This window comes from Methylomonas defluvii (genome assembly GCF_033949435.1).
Taxonomy (GTDB): Bacteria; Pseudomonadota; Gammaproteobacteria; order Methylococcales; family Methylomonadaceae; genus Methylomonas; species Methylomonas defluvii.
On the sequence record NZ_JAXARY010000010.1, the window covers coordinates 70176 to 86354 of the forward strand.

At 49.7% G+C, this 16179-nt stretch carries 16 protein-coding genes; 6 read left to right on the top strand and 10 right to left on the bottom strand.

The window, feature by feature from the left end:
- Nucleotides 1-7: 7 nt before the first annotated feature.
- Nucleotides 8-598 carry a TetR/AcrR family transcriptional regulator gene (locus QLH52_RS12175; protein WP_026603658.1) on the bottom strand — a complete coding sequence of 197 codons (591 nt, stop codon included), beginning with the start codon at nt 596-598 and terminating at the stop codon, nt 8-10.
- 164 nt (nt 599-762) lie between these two features.
- On the opposite strand from QLH52_RS12175, the gene QLH52_RS12180 reads away from it, so the two are divergent.
- The 4 genes from QLH52_RS12180 (at nt 763) to QLH52_RS12190 (ending at nt 2621) form a co-directional block, all read left to right on the top strand.
- On the top strand, nt 763-1299 hold the full coding sequence (locus tag QLH52_RS12180) for a carboxymuconolactone decarboxylase family protein (protein WP_026603657.1): 537 nt from the start codon (nt 763-765) through the stop codon (nt 1297-1299).
- 30 nt (nt 1300-1329) lie between these two features.
- A complete protein-coding gene (locus tag QLH52_RS12185) occupies nt 1330-1551 on the top strand; it encodes a hypothetical protein (RefSeq protein WP_026603656.1) in 222 nt (73 codons plus the stop codon).
- Nucleotides 1539-1700 carry a DUF4383 domain-containing protein gene (locus tag QLH52_RS24610; protein ID WP_425257436.1) on the top strand — a complete coding sequence of 54 codons (162 nt, stop codon included), beginning with the start codon at nt 1539-1541 and terminating at the stop codon, nt 1698-1700. The genes QLH52_RS12185 and QLH52_RS24610 overlap by 13 nt, the downstream gene beginning before the upstream one ends.
- A 237-nt stretch (nt 1701-1937) precedes the next feature.
- Nucleotides 1938-2621: an MgtC/SapB family protein gene (locus tag QLH52_RS12190; protein ID WP_026603655.1), complete on the top strand. Its 684-nt coding sequence runs from the start codon at nt 1938-1940 to the stop codon at nt 2619-2621.
- Nucleotides 2622-2937: 316 nt separating this feature from the next.
- On the opposite strand, the gene QLH52_RS12195 is transcribed toward QLH52_RS12190, so the two are convergent.
- From QLH52_RS12195 to QLH52_RS12235, 9 genes are all read right to left on the bottom strand, one after another.
- A complete protein-coding gene (locus tag QLH52_RS12195) occupies nt 2938-3306 on the bottom strand; it encodes a hypothetical protein (RefSeq protein ID WP_319961738.1) in 369 nt (122 codons plus the stop codon).
- A gap of 390 nt (nt 3307-3696) precedes the next feature.
- The gene (gene radC / locus QLH52_RS12200) at nt 3697-4170 is read right to left on the bottom strand and encodes a RadC family protein (RefSeq protein WP_319961739.1); all 474 of its coding nucleotides are present in this window, start codon (nt 4168-4170) and stop codon (nt 3697-3699) included.
- Nucleotides 4171-4396: 226 nt separating this feature from the next.
- A complete protein-coding gene (locus QLH52_RS12205) occupies nt 4397-6043 on the bottom strand; it encodes an ATP-binding protein (RefSeq protein WP_319961740.1) in 1647 nt (548 codons plus the stop codon).
- 138 nt (nt 6044-6181) lie between these two features.
- Nucleotides 6182-7957 (bottom strand): DUF4942 domain-containing protein, encoded by a 1776-nt coding sequence (locus QLH52_RS12210; protein WP_319961741.1) that lies wholly within the window; start codon nt 7955-7957, stop codon nt 6182-6184.
- Between the two features lie 94 nt (nt 7958-8051).
- Nucleotides 8052-9008, bottom strand: a complete 957-nt coding sequence (locus QLH52_RS12215) for a recombination directionality factor (RefSeq protein WP_319961742.1) — start codon at nt 9006-9008, stop codon at nt 8052-8054.
- A gap of 140 nt (nt 9009-9148) precedes the next feature.
- Nucleotides 9149-10165, bottom strand: coding sequence for a YqaJ viral recombinase family nuclease (locus QLH52_RS12220; protein WP_319961743.1), 1017 nt, complete (start codon nt 10163-10165; stop codon nt 9149-9151).
- 125 nt (nt 10166-10290) lie between these two features.
- Nucleotides 10291-11262 (bottom strand): DUF932 domain-containing protein, encoded by a 972-nt coding sequence (locus QLH52_RS12225; RefSeq protein WP_319961744.1) that lies wholly within the window; start codon nt 11260-11262, stop codon nt 10291-10293.
- Nucleotides 11263-11362: 100 nt separating this feature from the next.
- Nucleotides 11363-11683, bottom strand: coding sequence for a hypothetical protein (locus tag QLH52_RS12230; protein WP_319961745.1), 321 nt, complete (start codon nt 11681-11683; stop codon nt 11363-11365).
- Nucleotides 11684-11968: 285 nt separating this feature from the next.
- Nucleotides 11969-13225, bottom strand: a complete 1257-nt coding sequence (locus QLH52_RS12235) for a hypothetical protein (RefSeq protein WP_319961746.1) — start codon at nt 13223-13225, stop codon at nt 11969-11971.
- Between the two features lie 298 nt (nt 13226-13523).
- On the opposite strand from QLH52_RS12235, the gene QLH52_RS12240 reads away from it, so the two are divergent.
- A complete protein-coding gene (locus QLH52_RS12240; RefSeq protein WP_319961747.1) occupies nt 13524-14603 on the top strand; it encodes a tyrosine-type recombinase/integrase in 1080 nt (359 codons plus the stop codon).
- Between the two features lie 389 nt (nt 14604-14992).
- Entirely contained in the window at nt 14993-16177 is a 1185-nt protein-coding gene (locus QLH52_RS12245) for an AAA family ATPase (RefSeq protein WP_319961748.1), read from the top strand.
- The last annotated feature ends 2 nt before the right edge of the window (nt 16178-16179 follow it).

Below are 16179 nucleotides of genomic sequence, written 5' to 3' on the forward strand. Positions count from 1 at the left end.
CGCTTCCTTAAGCAACGCAGTGACCATCCATTAGGTCATTGACCATTTGTTTTATATCAATTGGACAAGGCTTTTTCATCACTTGGGCAATTGCCCCCATGCCTTCCAGCAACACCAGCAGTTTAAAAGCCAAATCATTTGGATACATGACAGGAAGCCCCTTGGTTAACTCACGGAAAACATCCAGCTCCCACGTTTTAAATACAAGGCAGGCATTTTCTATCTTAGGATCTTTGCCGGAAAACTCGCCCATCGCATTGACCGCCAAACAACCGTGAAACTGCCTGTTCTCAAACCAGTTACCCGCATCTTCAAAAATGGCTATTATTTTTTCGCGGCTGCTTAAGTCATTTCTGGCTAACAAATCAGTTAAACCCTGATCGTAATTGGCACGGTAAAATTCCAGCACGGCGACGATCAAATCGTTTTTGGTCGGAAAATAAATGTACATCGTGCGTTTGGAGACATTAGCCTGGCGCATGATCAAATCTACGCCGGTGGCATAAAAGCCATTTTCGGTAAACAGCTTGAAGGCTGCCTGGATAATTTGTAAACGTTTAATGGATTTTTTAGGTACCGCTTCAATTTCGTTAGTCATAGTTCGCATTATTAGTGTGGGTGAACGTAGCTTAACAAATGCCCATAAAAAGTAAACAGATAAGTTTACAATTTAGTTGACAAGATAAACAGATCGGTTTACACTTTGCAGCAAGTAAACTTATCGGTTTACTTATCACGCTTAACTTTAATTAGGAATTTACCATGCAAAGAATCAAAGCAGTTACCCACGCCGAAGGCAAAGCCAAAGAATTGTTAGATGGCGTTAAAAAAGCGATGGGCTCGACGCCAAATATTTTCACCACGTTTGCCAATGCCCCGGCAGCATTGGAAGCTTATCTTAACTTCAACACCGCGTTAAGCAGCGGCGTACTGGACAAAAAACTGAGGGAACAATTGGCGGTCACCGTGGCTGGTTTTAACGGCTGTAATTATTGTGCTTCCGCCCATGTTTTCTTGGGGGGTAAAGCCGGTGTTGATAGAACCGAATTGGTTGCCAATAGCAAAGGCCATTCCAGCGATGGCAAAACCCAAGCGGCGATCAGCTTTGCCCGCGCTTTGCTGGAACAACGGGGCAAAGTCAGTGATGACGATTTAATAGCTGTCCGCGCGGAGGGCTTTACTGAGGAAGAAATTATCGAAATTCTGTCCCACGTCGCTTTGAATACGTTTACCAATTATTTCAACGAAACCGCTTTGACCGCTATCGATTTTCCTGTGGTCGATTTAAAAACCCTATAACGGAGAAGAACCCTGTTCAATGCAAAATTAGTGGCCATTATTTTTGGCTTAACGTTCGTTGTCGTCGGTTTGATGGGCTTTGTGGAAAATCCCATTGCTTCCGAATCCGGTTTTTTTCAAGCAAACTGGGCGCATAACCAAGTGCATTTAATCACCGGAGTGGTTTTTTTGTTGGGTGTCATAATTATCCAGGCCAAGAAAAACGCTTTGTGCTTTATTCAGGGTATTTTTATGGCTTGGTGGCCTTATTAGGCTTTGTTTGGCCAGGCGACATGTTGCTGGGTTTTATCCATATTAACGGGCCTGACCGCTGGCTACATTTAGGCTTGGCGATTGTCATCGTGGCGGCAGGAGTTCTTTCCACGCCTGTCCAAGCCCGGTTAAAAGCTGAATACAGCTAATTGAAAACAGGGCGATGTCTGACAAAAAATCAGATTCGCCCTTTTGCTAAACGCTTACGCCTTACTGTCAGCCGCACCCCTTTTGGCACCGCGACAACAGGGTCGAAAAAATGTTTAAAAATAGTTTAATTTCAAACTTTGAATAGACCAAAAGTGTATTTGCTCTTTGGCATCCAGATTTTTTGTAAGTCTGAAAATAGGTGCTTGGGATATTTTTTATAATCGAGGTTGCAACACATGTACTGGCTAACAAATGATTGGCAGCAATTTTTGCCCCATCCCTGGTTGGAAATCGCCTTAATAGCAGTTTCAGTGCTGTGCGGTTCACTGATCGGTACCGAACGCGAGCGTAAACTTAAACCAGCGGGACTTCGCACCATGATCTTGATTTGTCTAGGGTCTACGGTGTTCACACTGATATCGCCCGTGTTAGAAAGCAGCTCTGGTGAAAGTGGCCGTGTGGCTGCCCAAATCGTCACCGGCGTTGGCTTTTTAGGCGCAGGTGCCATCCTCCAGGGTAGCAGCGGTGTGCGTGGCTTGACATCCGCCGCCCTTATCTGGACGACTGCCGCCATCGGCATGGTTATTGGAGCCGGATTGGGTGGTGCAGGGTTAGCGTTAAGTTTGTTATTGCTTATAATTCAGACAGTCGTTACAAGAGTGGAAAGCCGTTATATTGGCCCCTGCGTTCATCGCCAAATTAAAATGATTTACGATCCTAGAGGCGGTAAAACCGCTGTCAAAATCGACCATATCCTTGATAATTATCAACTGCTCCATAGCATGGGCCAGGTCGAAACAAGTGAGGAGAAAAAAGTGAGCCTGACTTTAAGTTATTGCAACGCCCATAAGCACCATAAGGATTTTCTGGTAAAACTGGCTGAGCTGCCGGAGGTTGAGTCGATTGTTCAATTTGACTAAAAGCCTTAGGCTACAGATATATAGCGTGCAGTTATTGATTAATGGCTTTGGCTTAATGACTGCTTTCAACCGTATGCCGTCAGTTGTAAATCCGGCATCAGTGACTCCTGTTGGCCGGGTCGAGCCGACGGCGATGCAAGATTGCTCGCCAAAAAGCGGTCGTTCGCTGACGTGAGCGACGAAAAATTACGCGGACGTCGTTACCGGCCGGTAATGGCCGTTAGCCAGCATTCAACAAGACCCTAGAAGCTTTTTGCTAACCAACAAATACAGCATTCACAAGGCACTGGCTTTATGCCAGTGCCTTGTGTGCCGCTTAATAGTTCGCTTTCTCTACATGTAGTTGAAACTCGTTGTACTGGTTACCTTGCTGGCTCTTGGCTTTCCCCAGTAGCTGGATCAGTACCAAGTCGCCGGGCTGAGCGTTTTGTTGTTTCATGCCGTTCGCGATATAGGTATTCATAAACGCCGATACGACTTCGCCGTTTTCCCGTTCGACGATCACCGTTCGCTGCGGTCCAAAGCGGTCATGATGAAACTCGCTGAAGCCCAGGATGATACCAATTAGCGGGTTATTGACCTCGTGTTGCCAGGGCGTTGGTTGCTTGGTAAGCAATTCACCCGCTGCAATCGCTTTAAGATGGGCAAATTTATCTTTTTTAGGGTTGTTGTCGTTATCGAACATGGGTTGGAGCTCCAAAAAATGAATGGTGGCATCGAAATGACATCCCAGTCTCGATGCGGTTGTGGCATGTCCTCTCGCCATACTATTAGGGTTTGTTTCAAACCTTGGAAGCCCATACCTACGCAGTGGTATCTCGATTTCATACCGTGCAACGTTCTGGCTAGCGCAGTGGATGCGGACCGTTGATGATCAAAACCCGCTGGCTGACTTGCTGGCAAAAACAACAAACTAACTAAAGAAAAAAATTACCCTGTTTTGGCGCCCATCACGGGCCAAAACAGGGTGTTTTTTCAGAAAAAAGTTTTGTTTAGTTAGTTAGTTCCGAATAGCAAGGTCGCTTAGGGCCTTGGCCTAAAACAGTTTTTTTTCGACCCACGCGACAACGGCCCGTTACAACAAGCCGTGCTCGGCGAAGGAGTACACCGATTCACCGACGATGAAATGATCGAGCACCCGGATGTCGATCAAAGCCAAGGCGGCTTTCAGTTTCTCGGTAATCACTTTGTCCGCCTGGCTGGGTTCGCTGATGCCGGATGGGTGGTTGTGGGCCATGATCAGCGCCGCCGCGTTATGCAGTAGTGCCGATTTGACTACTTCGCGCGGATACACGCTGGCCCCGTCAATGGTGCCTCTGAATAATTCTTCACAGGCGATGAGTCGGTGTTGGTTGTCCAAAAACAGACACATAAACACCTCGTGTTCGAACGGCGCCAGTTTCAACTTGATACAGTCCTTGGCTTTATCCGCACTGGTCAGGGCCTCGCCTTTACTGAAGGTGCGGTTGTAAATCTGGATGGCCTCGAAGATCACATCGTCTTCATCAGCCACACGGTAACGATTATTCGTCCCTCGAAGGAATAACATGGGTTTTCTCCTGTCATCATGAAAACCGGAGACACGCCAGCCCCTGCCGGGGTGGGATTGTCCCGGCAGGGTAGTTAATCAATGGCACCCGGCATTCATGCCGGGTGCCATCAATGTGAATTGTTACTTTCTAGTGAATGGTCACGGACTATCCGCTGGCCTCATGTGGTTCAGCCTCAGCCCGCTCAAGCCCTTGGTAAATCAGCAAGCACTAAAATCCAGTATGTTAAGGGTGTTGATGACTATGGCAGGCTTGTCCGTTCATGACGCCGTTTGCCTGAATTTCCGCAACACTGACGACTTCGCCGCTATCACCCAGCGCCACTTGAAACACTCTGGAAAACAGCGCCGGACAACTGCCAAAGCTCGGCAGCAGCCGTTGCAAAGCGTCCGCCGCTTGGTCGGCCGTATTGGCGACCACGAAGTTCTGAAAATCCCATTCGTCCGCTTCCTTGGCCGCTTCCATATAGGTATCCCATTCGTCATGGTAGGACGATGCCTGACCCACCACCATTCCCGTGGCTTCCTTGCTGGGGACGATGAAGCAATTCTGGTCTTCGTCATACACTGCATCGTTATCGATGTCGACGGACTCGCCATTCATGGTTAATCGATACTGCTCGCAAAATACCGCCTGACCGCTGACCCATTGCCCTTCAAAATAGGCACTGTGCTTTTCGCCAATAGCATCCAGTGTAATAGCCGGGGTATTCAAATCGATCAAATACTGGAATAGCCAATGCCCGTGATCCAAGCCTGGACGAAACACCCAGTAATCCCTGTGCCAGGCAAACATCCAACGCAAAGCTCCAACATCCTCAAGATCATCTAGCTCGGCAATTTTGACAAGTCCGCTTTCCACATCGCTTCGACTAACCGCGTTAGCATTCATCGCCAAATTGACGTTGCAGCAGCCTTCTTTGATTGGATAATCCTGGATGGTGGCCAAGGCTTGTTTCGGCAATAGCGGCACATCATTCAGTAAATCTAGACAGTGGTAGATTTTCAGCGTGTCATAGCCTTCGACAAAGTCTTCAGCCGATAATTCGCCTTTCAGGGTTACCAGTCGATTGTGGGCTTCCTGCTGCAACACACGTTTGACCTCGGCGATCACCTGCGCTTCATCGATCAACTTGTCCCGGTCCGGCAGACGCGCCAAAAACCGGCTGGGGTCCAGGTGGATGACATGACCAAGGTCACGCTCCTGATGGCTGTGATAAACCGGCAAGCCTTGCAGATACAGATGAAAAGCGTCCGTATTCCGCAACCAGTCTCCGCCTTGAGACAAGCCATACAAGTTTAGCTTACCGAGTTCGGTCTCGATGAACGGTAATGTTGAGGAGACTGCTCGCGACCGCTCGAGGCTGACACCGTTGACGCGCACCTCGATTGGAAATCCCAACGCCAAACGACGCAGTTGGGATTCAATCCTGTCAGCTTCGGGTTTAAATTGGCTCAGTGTTAAACGGGTGATACCCTTCCAGTCAGCCGGTTCGATCACAATCGGTTGAAATGCCAATAGCTCGGCGCTATTCGCTGAAAATCGACCGCCTTTGCTGTCAACCCTGATGGTTTCGCAGGCGAACAGCGCTGACAAAAAGCCAACGCCAAACGCATGTTCACGTTCGATTAACTCGGCATCCCAACCAGACTCGGAGACGGTCAGCAGGGTGTGCAGTGAGTCAATGCCGCAGCCATCGTCACACACCGTCAGGGTTCGAGAGTCTTCGACATACTCGAAACTGACAAACGTGGCACCGGCACGCCGGGCATTTTGCATCAGCTCGCCCAATACCGTAGTGGACTGGGTAAAGCTGAAGCGCAGATTGTTGATTAGTTTTTCCGGGTTTACCGCTAATTGGGTGGTTTGCATGATGAGGTCCTCATAAATAATGAATCCCGAGGACACGAGCACAGCTTCACCCCGTCGGGGAGAAAATGGCTCATCTCCCCGAGGTGGGCAATACGGGATAGCCCGTGGTTGAATTAAAATGATTGCTTGATGGGCTGATCAATGCGTTAACGCCAAGCGCTTGGCGTCTGCCGTGTTTCCCGCGAATGGCAAGCAGTCCGTTTGATGGCCATCCAGCAAGGCATCCGGATCAATGCCGTGCTGGGCCAATACGGCATGCATCGCGCCGGTTAACAGGGTGTTCCCTTGCTCGCGTTCCGATTCACCGCCATGCTTGATCGCCCAAAACGGATTAAACCGATACTGCCGGCCATCCCGTTTACACTGCTTGTTCACTTCGGCATGAAAGGCCTTATCAAACTTTTCCGCTTGGTCGAACTGTTGCCAGAAGCCTTTACCCGCTTGCACGTCCGCCGGCGGCAACCAACGGCGTTGGCGGCCGACCAATCGGTTCATGCGGTCGATCAGGGTTTTGCTGTTCGGAAAGAAATGGATGGTGCCGATGCCGGGATAGTAGCGCACGTCAAAGTAACTGCCGCTGACCCGCTCGCCGTTGCGTAGCCGATGAAAGTGGTGATGAAACACCGCTTCCAAGCTAACTGCCGCCTCGACCTTTCCATCCAGTAACGCAAACACCTTATCGAAGTCCGCCAATAGCCGTTGCGATTCCCAGTTCAAACCATTCTGGTACGCACTTGAGCGATGACCGGGCAAAATGAAGCGGGTGGTCTTGATGCGCATCCCCAAGGTGCGGTGTTTGTCATTGCTTTTCCAGCCCATGAAGTAAACAGCATTGTCACTGTAATAGCGGGTGATGGCATCAAACACATCGCAGATCATCGCCAGTTGTATATCGCCTTGCTGATCAATGATGCCTTGCAAGAAGCCGTAGATATTCGGCACGGTAAACTCCAAAGACTTCACCGTTTCAAAATCCGCCTCCAGGCGTTTTTGCGCCGCCGACGACAAACGCGAGGTGACTTGAGTGGAGCGCAAGATACTGGACCAGGCCCGGTTCTTCAGATCGTGATAGCGTTTGAACAGTGCAAGCTTCACCGCATCTGATGAGGATTCATCGCCGCTGCCGCCATTGCTGCCTATACCACCGCCATTCAGTTCACCGAGGGTTTTACCCAGCATGGCCCGATAGCGGCAGGCACGGGCTTCGCTCACCACAGCTTGCCGCGACGCTTCCACGGCGGCATTGAACATCAGTACCGCATTGTCGATAAAGGCATTCGGCAACGCCAGTTCATGCGGCGCTTGAAAATCGCCCGCCAAATCCTCAGCACTCAAGCGATCCTGGCGCAAGTCCTCCAGAATACTGCCGAGGATGTCCTGTTCAAAGCTTGAGGTTTTCTGCAACCAGACCAGTGCCACTTCCACCGGCGTTTTGCGTTCGGCGTCTTCAGCGGTAAACATCTCGGACAAGAATTCGACTTCGCCGTGTTGTTCGATCAAGCTGACCAAGAACTGCCGTTCCTTCGAAAATGGATTTTTCAGGGTTTCCGCATTCAAAATGGCGACAATTTCCCCGTCGAACAAAATCTCCCAGGCTTTCAATACATGGTGGACACCATCGGCAAACGGTGGATTCATGATGATGTGTGAATAGACACTGCCGCTTTGAAACTGCAGAAAATCCATGCCCACTACGTTAAATCCCGCGTCTCTCAACGTACCGTGTTTGCGAATATCGATTTCAATGCAGTCTATGGCTAGCCGCTTTCCGTGCTGGCAGGGACCGGGACGAAGTAAATGCCCTTCGCCCGCTGAAGGCTCCAGTACCCGGACAAAGCGGGTGTTCTTGAACATGGCCCAGGCTTTATGGCTTAGTGCGGCTGGCGTGGGGTAATATTGATAAGGGTCTGTCATGGTATGCTCCCAAGCGTCCCAGACGACCGCTCACCCCAGACAGGCGTGAGTCAACCCGTCGGGGTAAATGAAAAAAGTGCGGCGTAACCGCGTGTTAGGGTTGGGCGCTGGCTTGAATGGACTCAGCGGTAGCCAGTTGCCGGGTTTTCGCGTCCAGTTTTGCAGTTAGTGGGGCCTGCGTGGCGTTTGGCATGGATGAGGTATCGGACGATGCCAGCGGTGTAAATGGGTTAGCGGAGGGATCAGTGGAATCGATTGGAAAAAACTCATCCACCACTGCCGAGCCGTCATCCTCATTGTCTTCAAAGGCGCCATTGGCAAAGCCCAGTCGTGCCGCTTGATCCAATGCGGTTTGATCGAAGCCAGCGGCTTGCCGTTGTTCGTCAATCCGATGGGCTTCAGCCAAGGCCTCTTCAATGCTTTGGTTATTACGCAGGGTTATATCGACATAAAAGATCGCCGAACCGTGGCTTTGCCGGGTGGATTTACCGCGCAGCTTGAGTTCCAACGGCATGCAGGACAAGCGATTGCCGGATATGGCTTTGAAGTATTGCAAACGGGCGGTTAAAGTGCGGATACTGTTAAAGCCGGTCGTGCGAAAGATAAAACTACCGAGAGGATCGTCATCGCCAATCAGTACGTTCAAACGGCCATAGGGTTTGCAAGCACCGCCTTGCGCCAGTTGGCAGCCTTCCGGAGCAGGACAAGGCACACTGGCGATCCCGTCAGGGGTGCGACGCCGACAACTTTCGCCATTCCCAACACAGACCGGTCTGCCGGTGTTTCTATCAAACAAGCTGTATTCAGCGCGAAAGTTTAAATCCGGCTCATTGAACAGCAAGCGGATCGGAATGTTGCGGATTTTGCCGGCTTGCTGCTTACGCAAGCTGTCATCCAGTGGATGCAGTATCCAGCCGTCCTTACTTTGTAACTGGCTGGTGATGGTGAATTGGTCGTCCTTTTCCGGTAAGCGTTTACCGTTCTTTTCGACGACTTTACCGATGGCAATCCGCCCGAGTACCGGCGGGGTAATGGCTAAACCTTTTAACATGGTGAACTCCTGTGGGTGAGTAGTGAGTGATTGACTCTAAAAATGCATGCAGAAAGCCTTGAGCGGGAATCCCCCGCTCAAGGCTGTTGTGGTGTGATGGTTTTGATTTTTGCTTTGTAGTAGGTTGGTTGGTTTGTGGGCTAATCCGCCGCCTGCACCAGGAAACGCCGACTGCCGGTTTTAGTGGTGGCATACTGCTGCAACAGCGTCGGTTGCTCTTTCAGCAGGCGTGGGGTATCCAGGACCGCACTGTCCCTGGCTTTCTTCCAGGTCACTGCGCCGGTTTCAAAGCGGGCTTTGCTGGCATCGCCGATGGCTTGCTGCAAGGTTTGTTTGAACAGGGCTTCCTGCTGTTCCAACTCCGCCAGGCTTTGCCGGACATTGACCAGATCGGCGAAGGTGGCTGATAGCTGTCGATCCTGACTGAAATCCAGGGTTTCGCCGCTGTCCTGCGGATACAAACAGCGCAAGGCTAAATCTGCGGATTCCGAACCGTCTGCCGGTGGCGGGGTATCGGTTTCCACGAACCGCCAAAAGCGTTGTTCCAATGGGATCAAACGCGCGATCAAGGCCTCGTCACGCTGGATGCGATGAATCTCCAGATACTGACCACCCAGCAAGACAGCAACATCCGCCGTGGTTTTACCGGTGACGGCTAATTGATGCTGTACTTGCAATTGCACATATTCCGGTACCCCGTCCCGCCAAAGCTTCGACCCGTTGATACCGGCGGTTTTGCATTCCAGAATCTGTACCTCGTCGCTACCGATGACTTCCCGGTCGATATTGGCCAGCATCCACAACAAACTGGGATGCGGATGTTGCAGTACCGCATTGATGCGTCTGACCTTATTACCGGTACGCCGCGTGTAGTGCGCGGCCACAATCGGTTCTAACAGATTTCCCCAGTAGGTGGGGCTGGTTTCATCGTGCGGATCGATCTTGGGTAGATTATCGTCACGCCCGGTTTTCTCCAGCCACAGCTCCAGCTGGGATTTGTAAGGGTTTAATCCGACGGCTGCCGCCGCATCGGAACTGCCAATGCCGCGTTTGCGCACGGCCAGCCAGTCTTCACGCGGCATATGTTTGGTTTTTACCAGACGTAAGGCGGGTTTGGCCCGCCCGGTGAGCGGGCTTTGTAAGGCGGTTTCGGTCATGTTGACCTCCTTCAATAGAATTTGATAAGTTAAAAGCCACATCGACAGCGCAATCCCCACGCCCCAAACAAAAACGCCCGGTCGGAAAACCGACCAGGCGTTTTGTAGTGTGCTGAGGTTTGAGTTTATGCCGCGAGCAACAATGCGGAATCCAATGCCCGTTGTTTGATAGCGGCTCCTTGGCCGAACCAAGCTGAATCCATCCGACTCTCGGTACTTCTAGCCCGCTTCTCATGGTCGACATACTCGGTGACGGCATTTAGCAAGCCCCAAGCCGTGCCTTTGGCGGAATCCAGTGCCGCACCGTGACCTTGACCGTCATACAGGTTCTGCACCTTTTTCAAGGCCCGCTCATTGACCAGCGTAGCGGGTTCACCGGCATTTGCCGCTGACGTATCGCACAGTACCCGCAGAAAGTAGTTCATCGCCTCATGGGATTTCACCTTGCGTTCCGATAACATGCGCATGCGGTACATGAAGGCATCCCACTGGGATACCGCCACCCCCAGTTGCTGTTTCACCGCTTGGGCATCAAACTTGGTGCTATGCGGCACCTTGATGGCTTGGGTGGCGCCGTTGACGGCAATGGTCAGCGTGTTATTGCAAACCACCCGAATCGTGGTCGGTGTCGCGGTGGTCGCTAACGTGCCGTCGCAGGAGGTCGCCAATAGCAAATAGCCTTTGACCAGATCGTTGCCCTTCAGCACCATCGATTGACCGGTTTTCGCCAAAGCCCAGAACTTCTTGCCACCTTTCAAGACACCGGCGGTTTCCAGTTCATAGCCGGCAATCTCGGTCAGATCGCGATAGAACTCCAACACCTCGCGCGGTTGTACGACTTGATAGCGTTGGGAAACCACTGACAAAGCCTGCTTGGTATCGGATCGGTACAATACCTTTTGGTCCGCAAAAGTATGGATGGTGCCCAGGTGACCGACTTGATCGGCCATGAAGCGCACTTCGGATTCTTGAATTTGCCAATCCATACCGGCTTGCTTGGCCCACACTTCAATGGGCTGTTTGGGGGCGAGTGAATTGCCCAGGCCATGCCAGGGTGTTTGGCCGACATAGGCCATTTGTTCGAGTAGATGTGCCATAAAATGACTCCTAAAGAATAGTTAAACCGGGAAACAGCCAACGAGGTTGCTGAAAGTTGATCTATTTGAATCGGTTACTGAAACGAAGCACACCGAAAAGCTAAATAGCCTGATCTCGGTTGGCATAGTGGCTAAAAGACAAGCCGCAGTCTTGGCAGACGTAGTTGTCTAAAACACGCTGATCAATGACTTCGCCCAACTTGGCGCCGGTGACGCCACCCGTCGCCGCACCGATCAGGGCACCGAAAATAGCCCCGGCAACACTGCCCAGGGTGCTAGCCACTGGCCCGGCCACCAGACCGACGGTTAAACCGACTTCCGCGCCGCTAGCGGCACCGGTCATGGCTCCCGCCACGCCGCTGGCGGCACCGCCGACCGTACCGATCACGCCACCGATTTTTTTGCCACGATCCAAGCTCACAACCTGCTGCGAACGACAAATGGGACATTGAATATTCATATGAAACGGACTCCTTGAAAAACGCGCAGCCGCCATCCTCACCGGACCGATGATCGATAGTGGCTTGGCAAAAACGAAAAACAATAGCCCTCTGATCGCCGAAACGATCAGAGGGCTGTTGGGTTTGTGGAAGTTGAGGTCTGCCGGTTAGTAGTGGGTCTCAGAGGTGATACCCGAAAGCAGTTCTCAAGGAGAATATATGTGACTGAGATTTTTTAATAACGGGAATAGTGCAAAATAGTTTTACTAAGTGCTTTGTTTTCTATTTGTCGAGCGCTTACTTTTTTTTGGAAAGTCATATGTCTCGCCATATTTAAGCCTGTTTTGTTTAAGCTTTACGACTTCATCAATAACATTTATTTTATCTAAAACAGATTTGCAACTTTCTTTAATAGTGTCAATTTCAAAGAATACTTCGTTTTTACAAATTCGATTTGCTACGACATTAGCTGCTTCCGTGATAATAAAGTCTTCTTTGTCTTTATTTTTCATTTCAGGAGGTATTTTGATATTTTTCATCTCATCAAAGCACATCAGACCTAGAATATCCCTTATTATGTAGTCATATCTATGAATTACTTTGGCATATCGGTCGGATTGCTCAAACAGTGCTATGTCAGTTGCTTGCTTGCGGGATAAAAGATCAACACCTGCAGGGGACTCGGATTTAATCTGTTCGGAACGCCAGTTCGAATTATCGAAACGAAGATACTCTTTGAAAAAATCTAATACCTCATGGATGTCTTGAATATCTTTATCAAACCGGATTCTCAACACCGTCGAATTTGATAATTCTTGGTCATCAACCTTAATCGAATGCGAATTGGTGCTATAAACGCAATATCGGTCTTCTTTTATAAAAAGCACACTTGGCGATAAAAAATTTGTCCCTGTTCTGACAATATGGGGGGGATAAGAGCCATCATCATTCTTTTTCGGCTCTTCAATCTTCATACTAATATCTGTTCGCACTTTCTTTTTTTTAACAGATTGGAAATTTATATGATTGATCCACCAATCAAATACGGCGTTTATATCATTAGGGTGGGTTAAATCGTAAAAGCGATAAGCGAGTTGCTTTTGGCTTGGTTTTACCTGTTTCTTTAATGGCAAGATCTGCGTAGATAAAAATTTTCTGACATATTCCGGGAAAAATAGCGCGCTCAAGTCTATTTTTTTAGGCAAGTCTTCAATGGTGATGGGAGGGTCTTGAAATTTATTAAGCGCCCACGAGATTAAACGATCTATGTCCAATGGAGTTGGAAGTTGATTTTGTGTATCACTAGGCAACTTAAATTCAATTCCAGATAGATTATGAGTCTTATCAAAATCAATAAATCTTTTTGTAACAACCTCGTTTAGGCTTTGAATTTCTTGTAAATCGTGACTCCGATTCATCTCTAAATATCGAATGTAGAATTCAAAAGTCAACATCCGTTCAAAGCAATCCTTAACCGCTTCTTCATTCTCCGACATTTGAGGCTGCCGTTGATTTTTTGTCATTGTCAATACCGTTTGCAAGATGGCGAATGAAATTTTCAAGCTGCTTCAAATGTGGCGGAATGGCCACTCTTTTACACAACCGTGATCCGACGATGTATGGTTTCCCTCCTCGATTTCTAAGACCTGAAGATGCCGCCTATTACTGTGGTATGGGACGAACATTGTTCGAACGGGAAATTAGACCTTCTCTTACAGAGATTTCAATGGGAAAGCAAGGCGTCGGGTTTGATTTACTTGAACTTAATCGCGTTTTGGATGAGTATATGGTCCGCAACGTGAAGGTTAAGGAGGAACCATCATGTCAAAAAACAAACTCCCAGGCTTGTACTGGGACAAAGAAACAGGGAAAGGCTCGATTGACAAGCGTATCGATGGGCTCGGAAGAGTTCGCCACCGCTTTACAGCGAGCACGTGGCAAGAAGCAGAAGTCGAATACCACCGGGCCATAGCGGTTGCAAAAACTGAAGCGGCAGCGCCAAAGTTAAGAACATTCCGCGAAGCGGCTACGAAGTATTTAAATGAAGAAACGAAGGCAAGTTTATCAAGGGATGCTGGGTGTCTTGCGAATCTTGATCCCTGGTTGGGCGGTTTACGACTGGACCAGATTCATCAAGGCAGCATACAGCCTTATATTGATCATCGCCGGGAACAGGGAGCGAAAAGTGCTACGGTCATCAGGGAGTTGTCGGTTGTACGAAGAATCCTGACACTGGCTTCACGGGTATGGCGCGATCTCGATAATCAACCTTGGTTGTCAGTTGCGCCGTTGTTGAGGATGCCGGACTGGAAGGATGCGGCCAATCCTTATCCACTCTCCATTGACGAACAAGAGCGCTTCTTTAAGGAGTTACCCGCCCACTTGGCCGAGATGGCGCTGTTTGCCGTACACACTGGAACCCGTGAACATATTGTGGCGGAATTGCGCTGGGAATGGGAGATCAAGGTGCCGGAATTGAACACTTCGATTTTTCTGGTTCCGGGTGAGTTCACCAAAAATCAGACGACATGTTTGCTGGTATTAAACAGTGTGGCAAAAAATGTGGTCGATAGTCGGCGCGGTAAATCGGATGCCCATGTGTTTGGATTCCGAGGAAAGCCGGTGAGCAGAATGCATAATACCGCCTGGAAAAAGGCTTGGAAGAGAGCTGGATTGCCAGTAGGTGATCACGTCTTATCAGGTCCGCACAATCTCAGGCATACCTTCGCAAGGCGTTTGCGTTTGGCTGGTGTACCGTTGGAGACCCGAAAGGCGCTTATGCATCATATTGACGGCGACATCACGGTGCATTATTCACCGGCGGAAGTTGGGGAGCTTCTTATTGCTGTCGAGAAGTTAACCAAAGTGGAAGGGGTAACTATGTTGCGTTTGGCATCATGATTTACCCACTGGGTAATTTGGAAGATAGCAGGCATAAAAAAACCAGCCGCCTTGGTAAGCTAACTGGTTGATTTATATATCGTTTGATGGTGGGTCGTGTGCGATTCGAACGCACGACCATCGCATTAAAAGTGCTCAATACGTACTGTAACTAATTGTTTTTATTATATAAATAAAGACGCTCGTTGCTCAGTTTTGCAGTACAAAGCAGCACTCATCATGACGGAATCACGCAAAAGTCACGCATGAACTTTTGAGCATTATTGGTGTGATTTTCCCATTATCGCTCTCCAAATCATAAGCATCCCCCAGAGGATATATTGATTTATTCGTGTTTATACTACTTATGTCGTATTATTCAGAATAAATTGATACATTCGAGATTCGCTATGGATAAAATCAAAAATCCTTTTTCACCCGGCGCAGGGTCGCCGCCACCGGAAATGGCGGGACGAGATGCCATTCTTGAAAACGCTCGAGTATTGCTGGGACGCGTGCGCGCAAAGCGCCCGGAAAAAAGCCTGTTACTGACTGGATTACGAGGGGTCGGTAAAACCGTTTTATTAAACGATATTGAGCGTATGGCTATCGACGCGGGTTATCGAACGCTATTGGTCGAAGCGCATGAAGGCAAACCGTTGGCAGTTCTACTCGCGCCGCATTTGCGCCGCCTGCTGTTCGATCTCGACAGGCTTGCAGGGGCCGGCAATAAAGCCAGACGCGGCATTGCCGTTCTAAAAAGTTTCATCGGTGCCATCAATATCAAGGTGGGCGAGTTCGATATCGGTCTGGATATTGAACCGGAATCGGGATCAGCCGACAGCGGCGACCTGGAGGTCGATCTTCCCAGTTTATTCATGGCCGTCGCCGAAGCGGCGGAAGAACGTCAGGCCGCCGTGGCGATACTCATCGATGAAATTCAATATTTCAGCACCACCGAATTGAGCGCCTTGATTATGGCGATGCATAAGATGCAACAGCGGCAACTGCCTTTGGTGTTGATTGGCGCGGGTTTACCGATTCTGCCAGGTCTGGCCGGAGAGTCCAAATCGTATGCGGAACGGCTATTCAGTTTTCCGGAGGTCGGGCCATTACCGGAGCAGGATGCCTTTACCGCCATACAGGAGCCGATTCGCGCAGCAGGCGAAGCGATCGAACAGGATGCTTTGCAGGAAATTTACCGCGTGACACAAGGTTATCCGTATTTTCTCCAGGAATGGGGCTATCAGGCCTGGAACCACGCATTAACTTCTCCAATTACTTTGCAGGATGTGAGGGAAAGCAGTGCCTTAGTTTCCAAACGTTTGGATGAAAACTTCTTTCGCGTGCGCTTTGACCGGCTAACGCCGCGCGAGAAGAATTATTTGCGCGCCATGGCAGAACTTGGTAAAGGCCCTTACCGCACTGGTGATGTGGCCGATAGGCTCAAAGTAAAGATCAACACATTGGGACCGGTTCGCGCCAGTCTGATCAAAAAAGGCATGGTGTTTAGTCCGTCTCATGGCGACATGGCCTTTACCGTGCCCTTGTTCGACGAATTCATGCGCCGCGCCATGCCCGATTTCAATGTCTGAAG

Excerpts from the sequence above, each read along its gene's own strand:
- QLH52_RS12175 (WP_026603658.1), bottom strand. The coding sequence starts at position 598 with ATGACTAACGAAATTGAAGCGGTACCTAAAAAATCCATTAAACGTTTA.
- QLH52_RS12180 (WP_026603657.1), top strand. The coding sequence starts at position 763 with ATGCAAAGAATCAAAGCAGTTACCCACGCCGAAGGCAAAGCCAAAGAA.
- QLH52_RS12190 (WP_026603655.1), top strand. The coding sequence starts at position 1,938 with ATGTACTGGCTAACAAATGATTGGCAGCAATTTTTGCCCCATCCCTGG.
- QLH52_RS12195 (WP_319961738.1), bottom strand. The coding sequence starts at position 3,306 with ATGTTCGATAACGACAACAACCCTAAAAAAGATAAATTTGCCCATCTT.
- radC (WP_319961739.1), bottom strand. The coding sequence starts at position 4,170 with ATGTTATTCCTTCGAGGGACGAATAATCGTTACCGTGTGGCTGATGAA.
- QLH52_RS12205 (WP_319961740.1), bottom strand. The coding sequence starts at position 6,043 with ATGCAAACCACCCAATTAGCGGTAAACCCGGAAAAACTAATCAACAAT.
- QLH52_RS12210 (WP_319961741.1), bottom strand. The coding sequence starts at position 7,957 with ATGACAGACCCTTATCAATATTACCCCACGCCAGCCGCACTAAGCCAT.
- QLH52_RS12215 (WP_319961742.1), bottom strand. The coding sequence starts at position 9,008 with ATGTTAAAAGGTTTAGCCATTACCCCGCCGGTACTCGGGCGGATTGCC.
- QLH52_RS12220 (WP_319961743.1), bottom strand. The coding sequence starts at position 10,165 with ATGACCGAAACCGCCTTACAAAGCCCGCTCACCGGGCGGGCCAAACCC.
- QLH52_RS12225 (WP_319961744.1), bottom strand. The coding sequence starts at position 11,262 with ATGGCACATCTACTCGAACAAATGGCCTATGTCGGCCAAACACCCTGG.
- QLH52_RS12235 (WP_319961746.1), bottom strand. The coding sequence starts at position 13,225 with ATGACAAAAAATCAACGGCAGCCTCAAATGTCGGAGAATGAAGAAGCG.
- QLH52_RS12240 (WP_319961747.1), top strand. The coding sequence starts at position 13,524 with ATGTCAAAAAACAAACTCCCAGGCTTGTACTGGGACAAAGAAACAGGG.
- QLH52_RS12245 (WP_319961748.1), top strand. The coding sequence starts at position 14,993 with ATGGATAAAATCAAAAATCCTTTTTCACCCGGCGCAGGGTCGCCGCCA.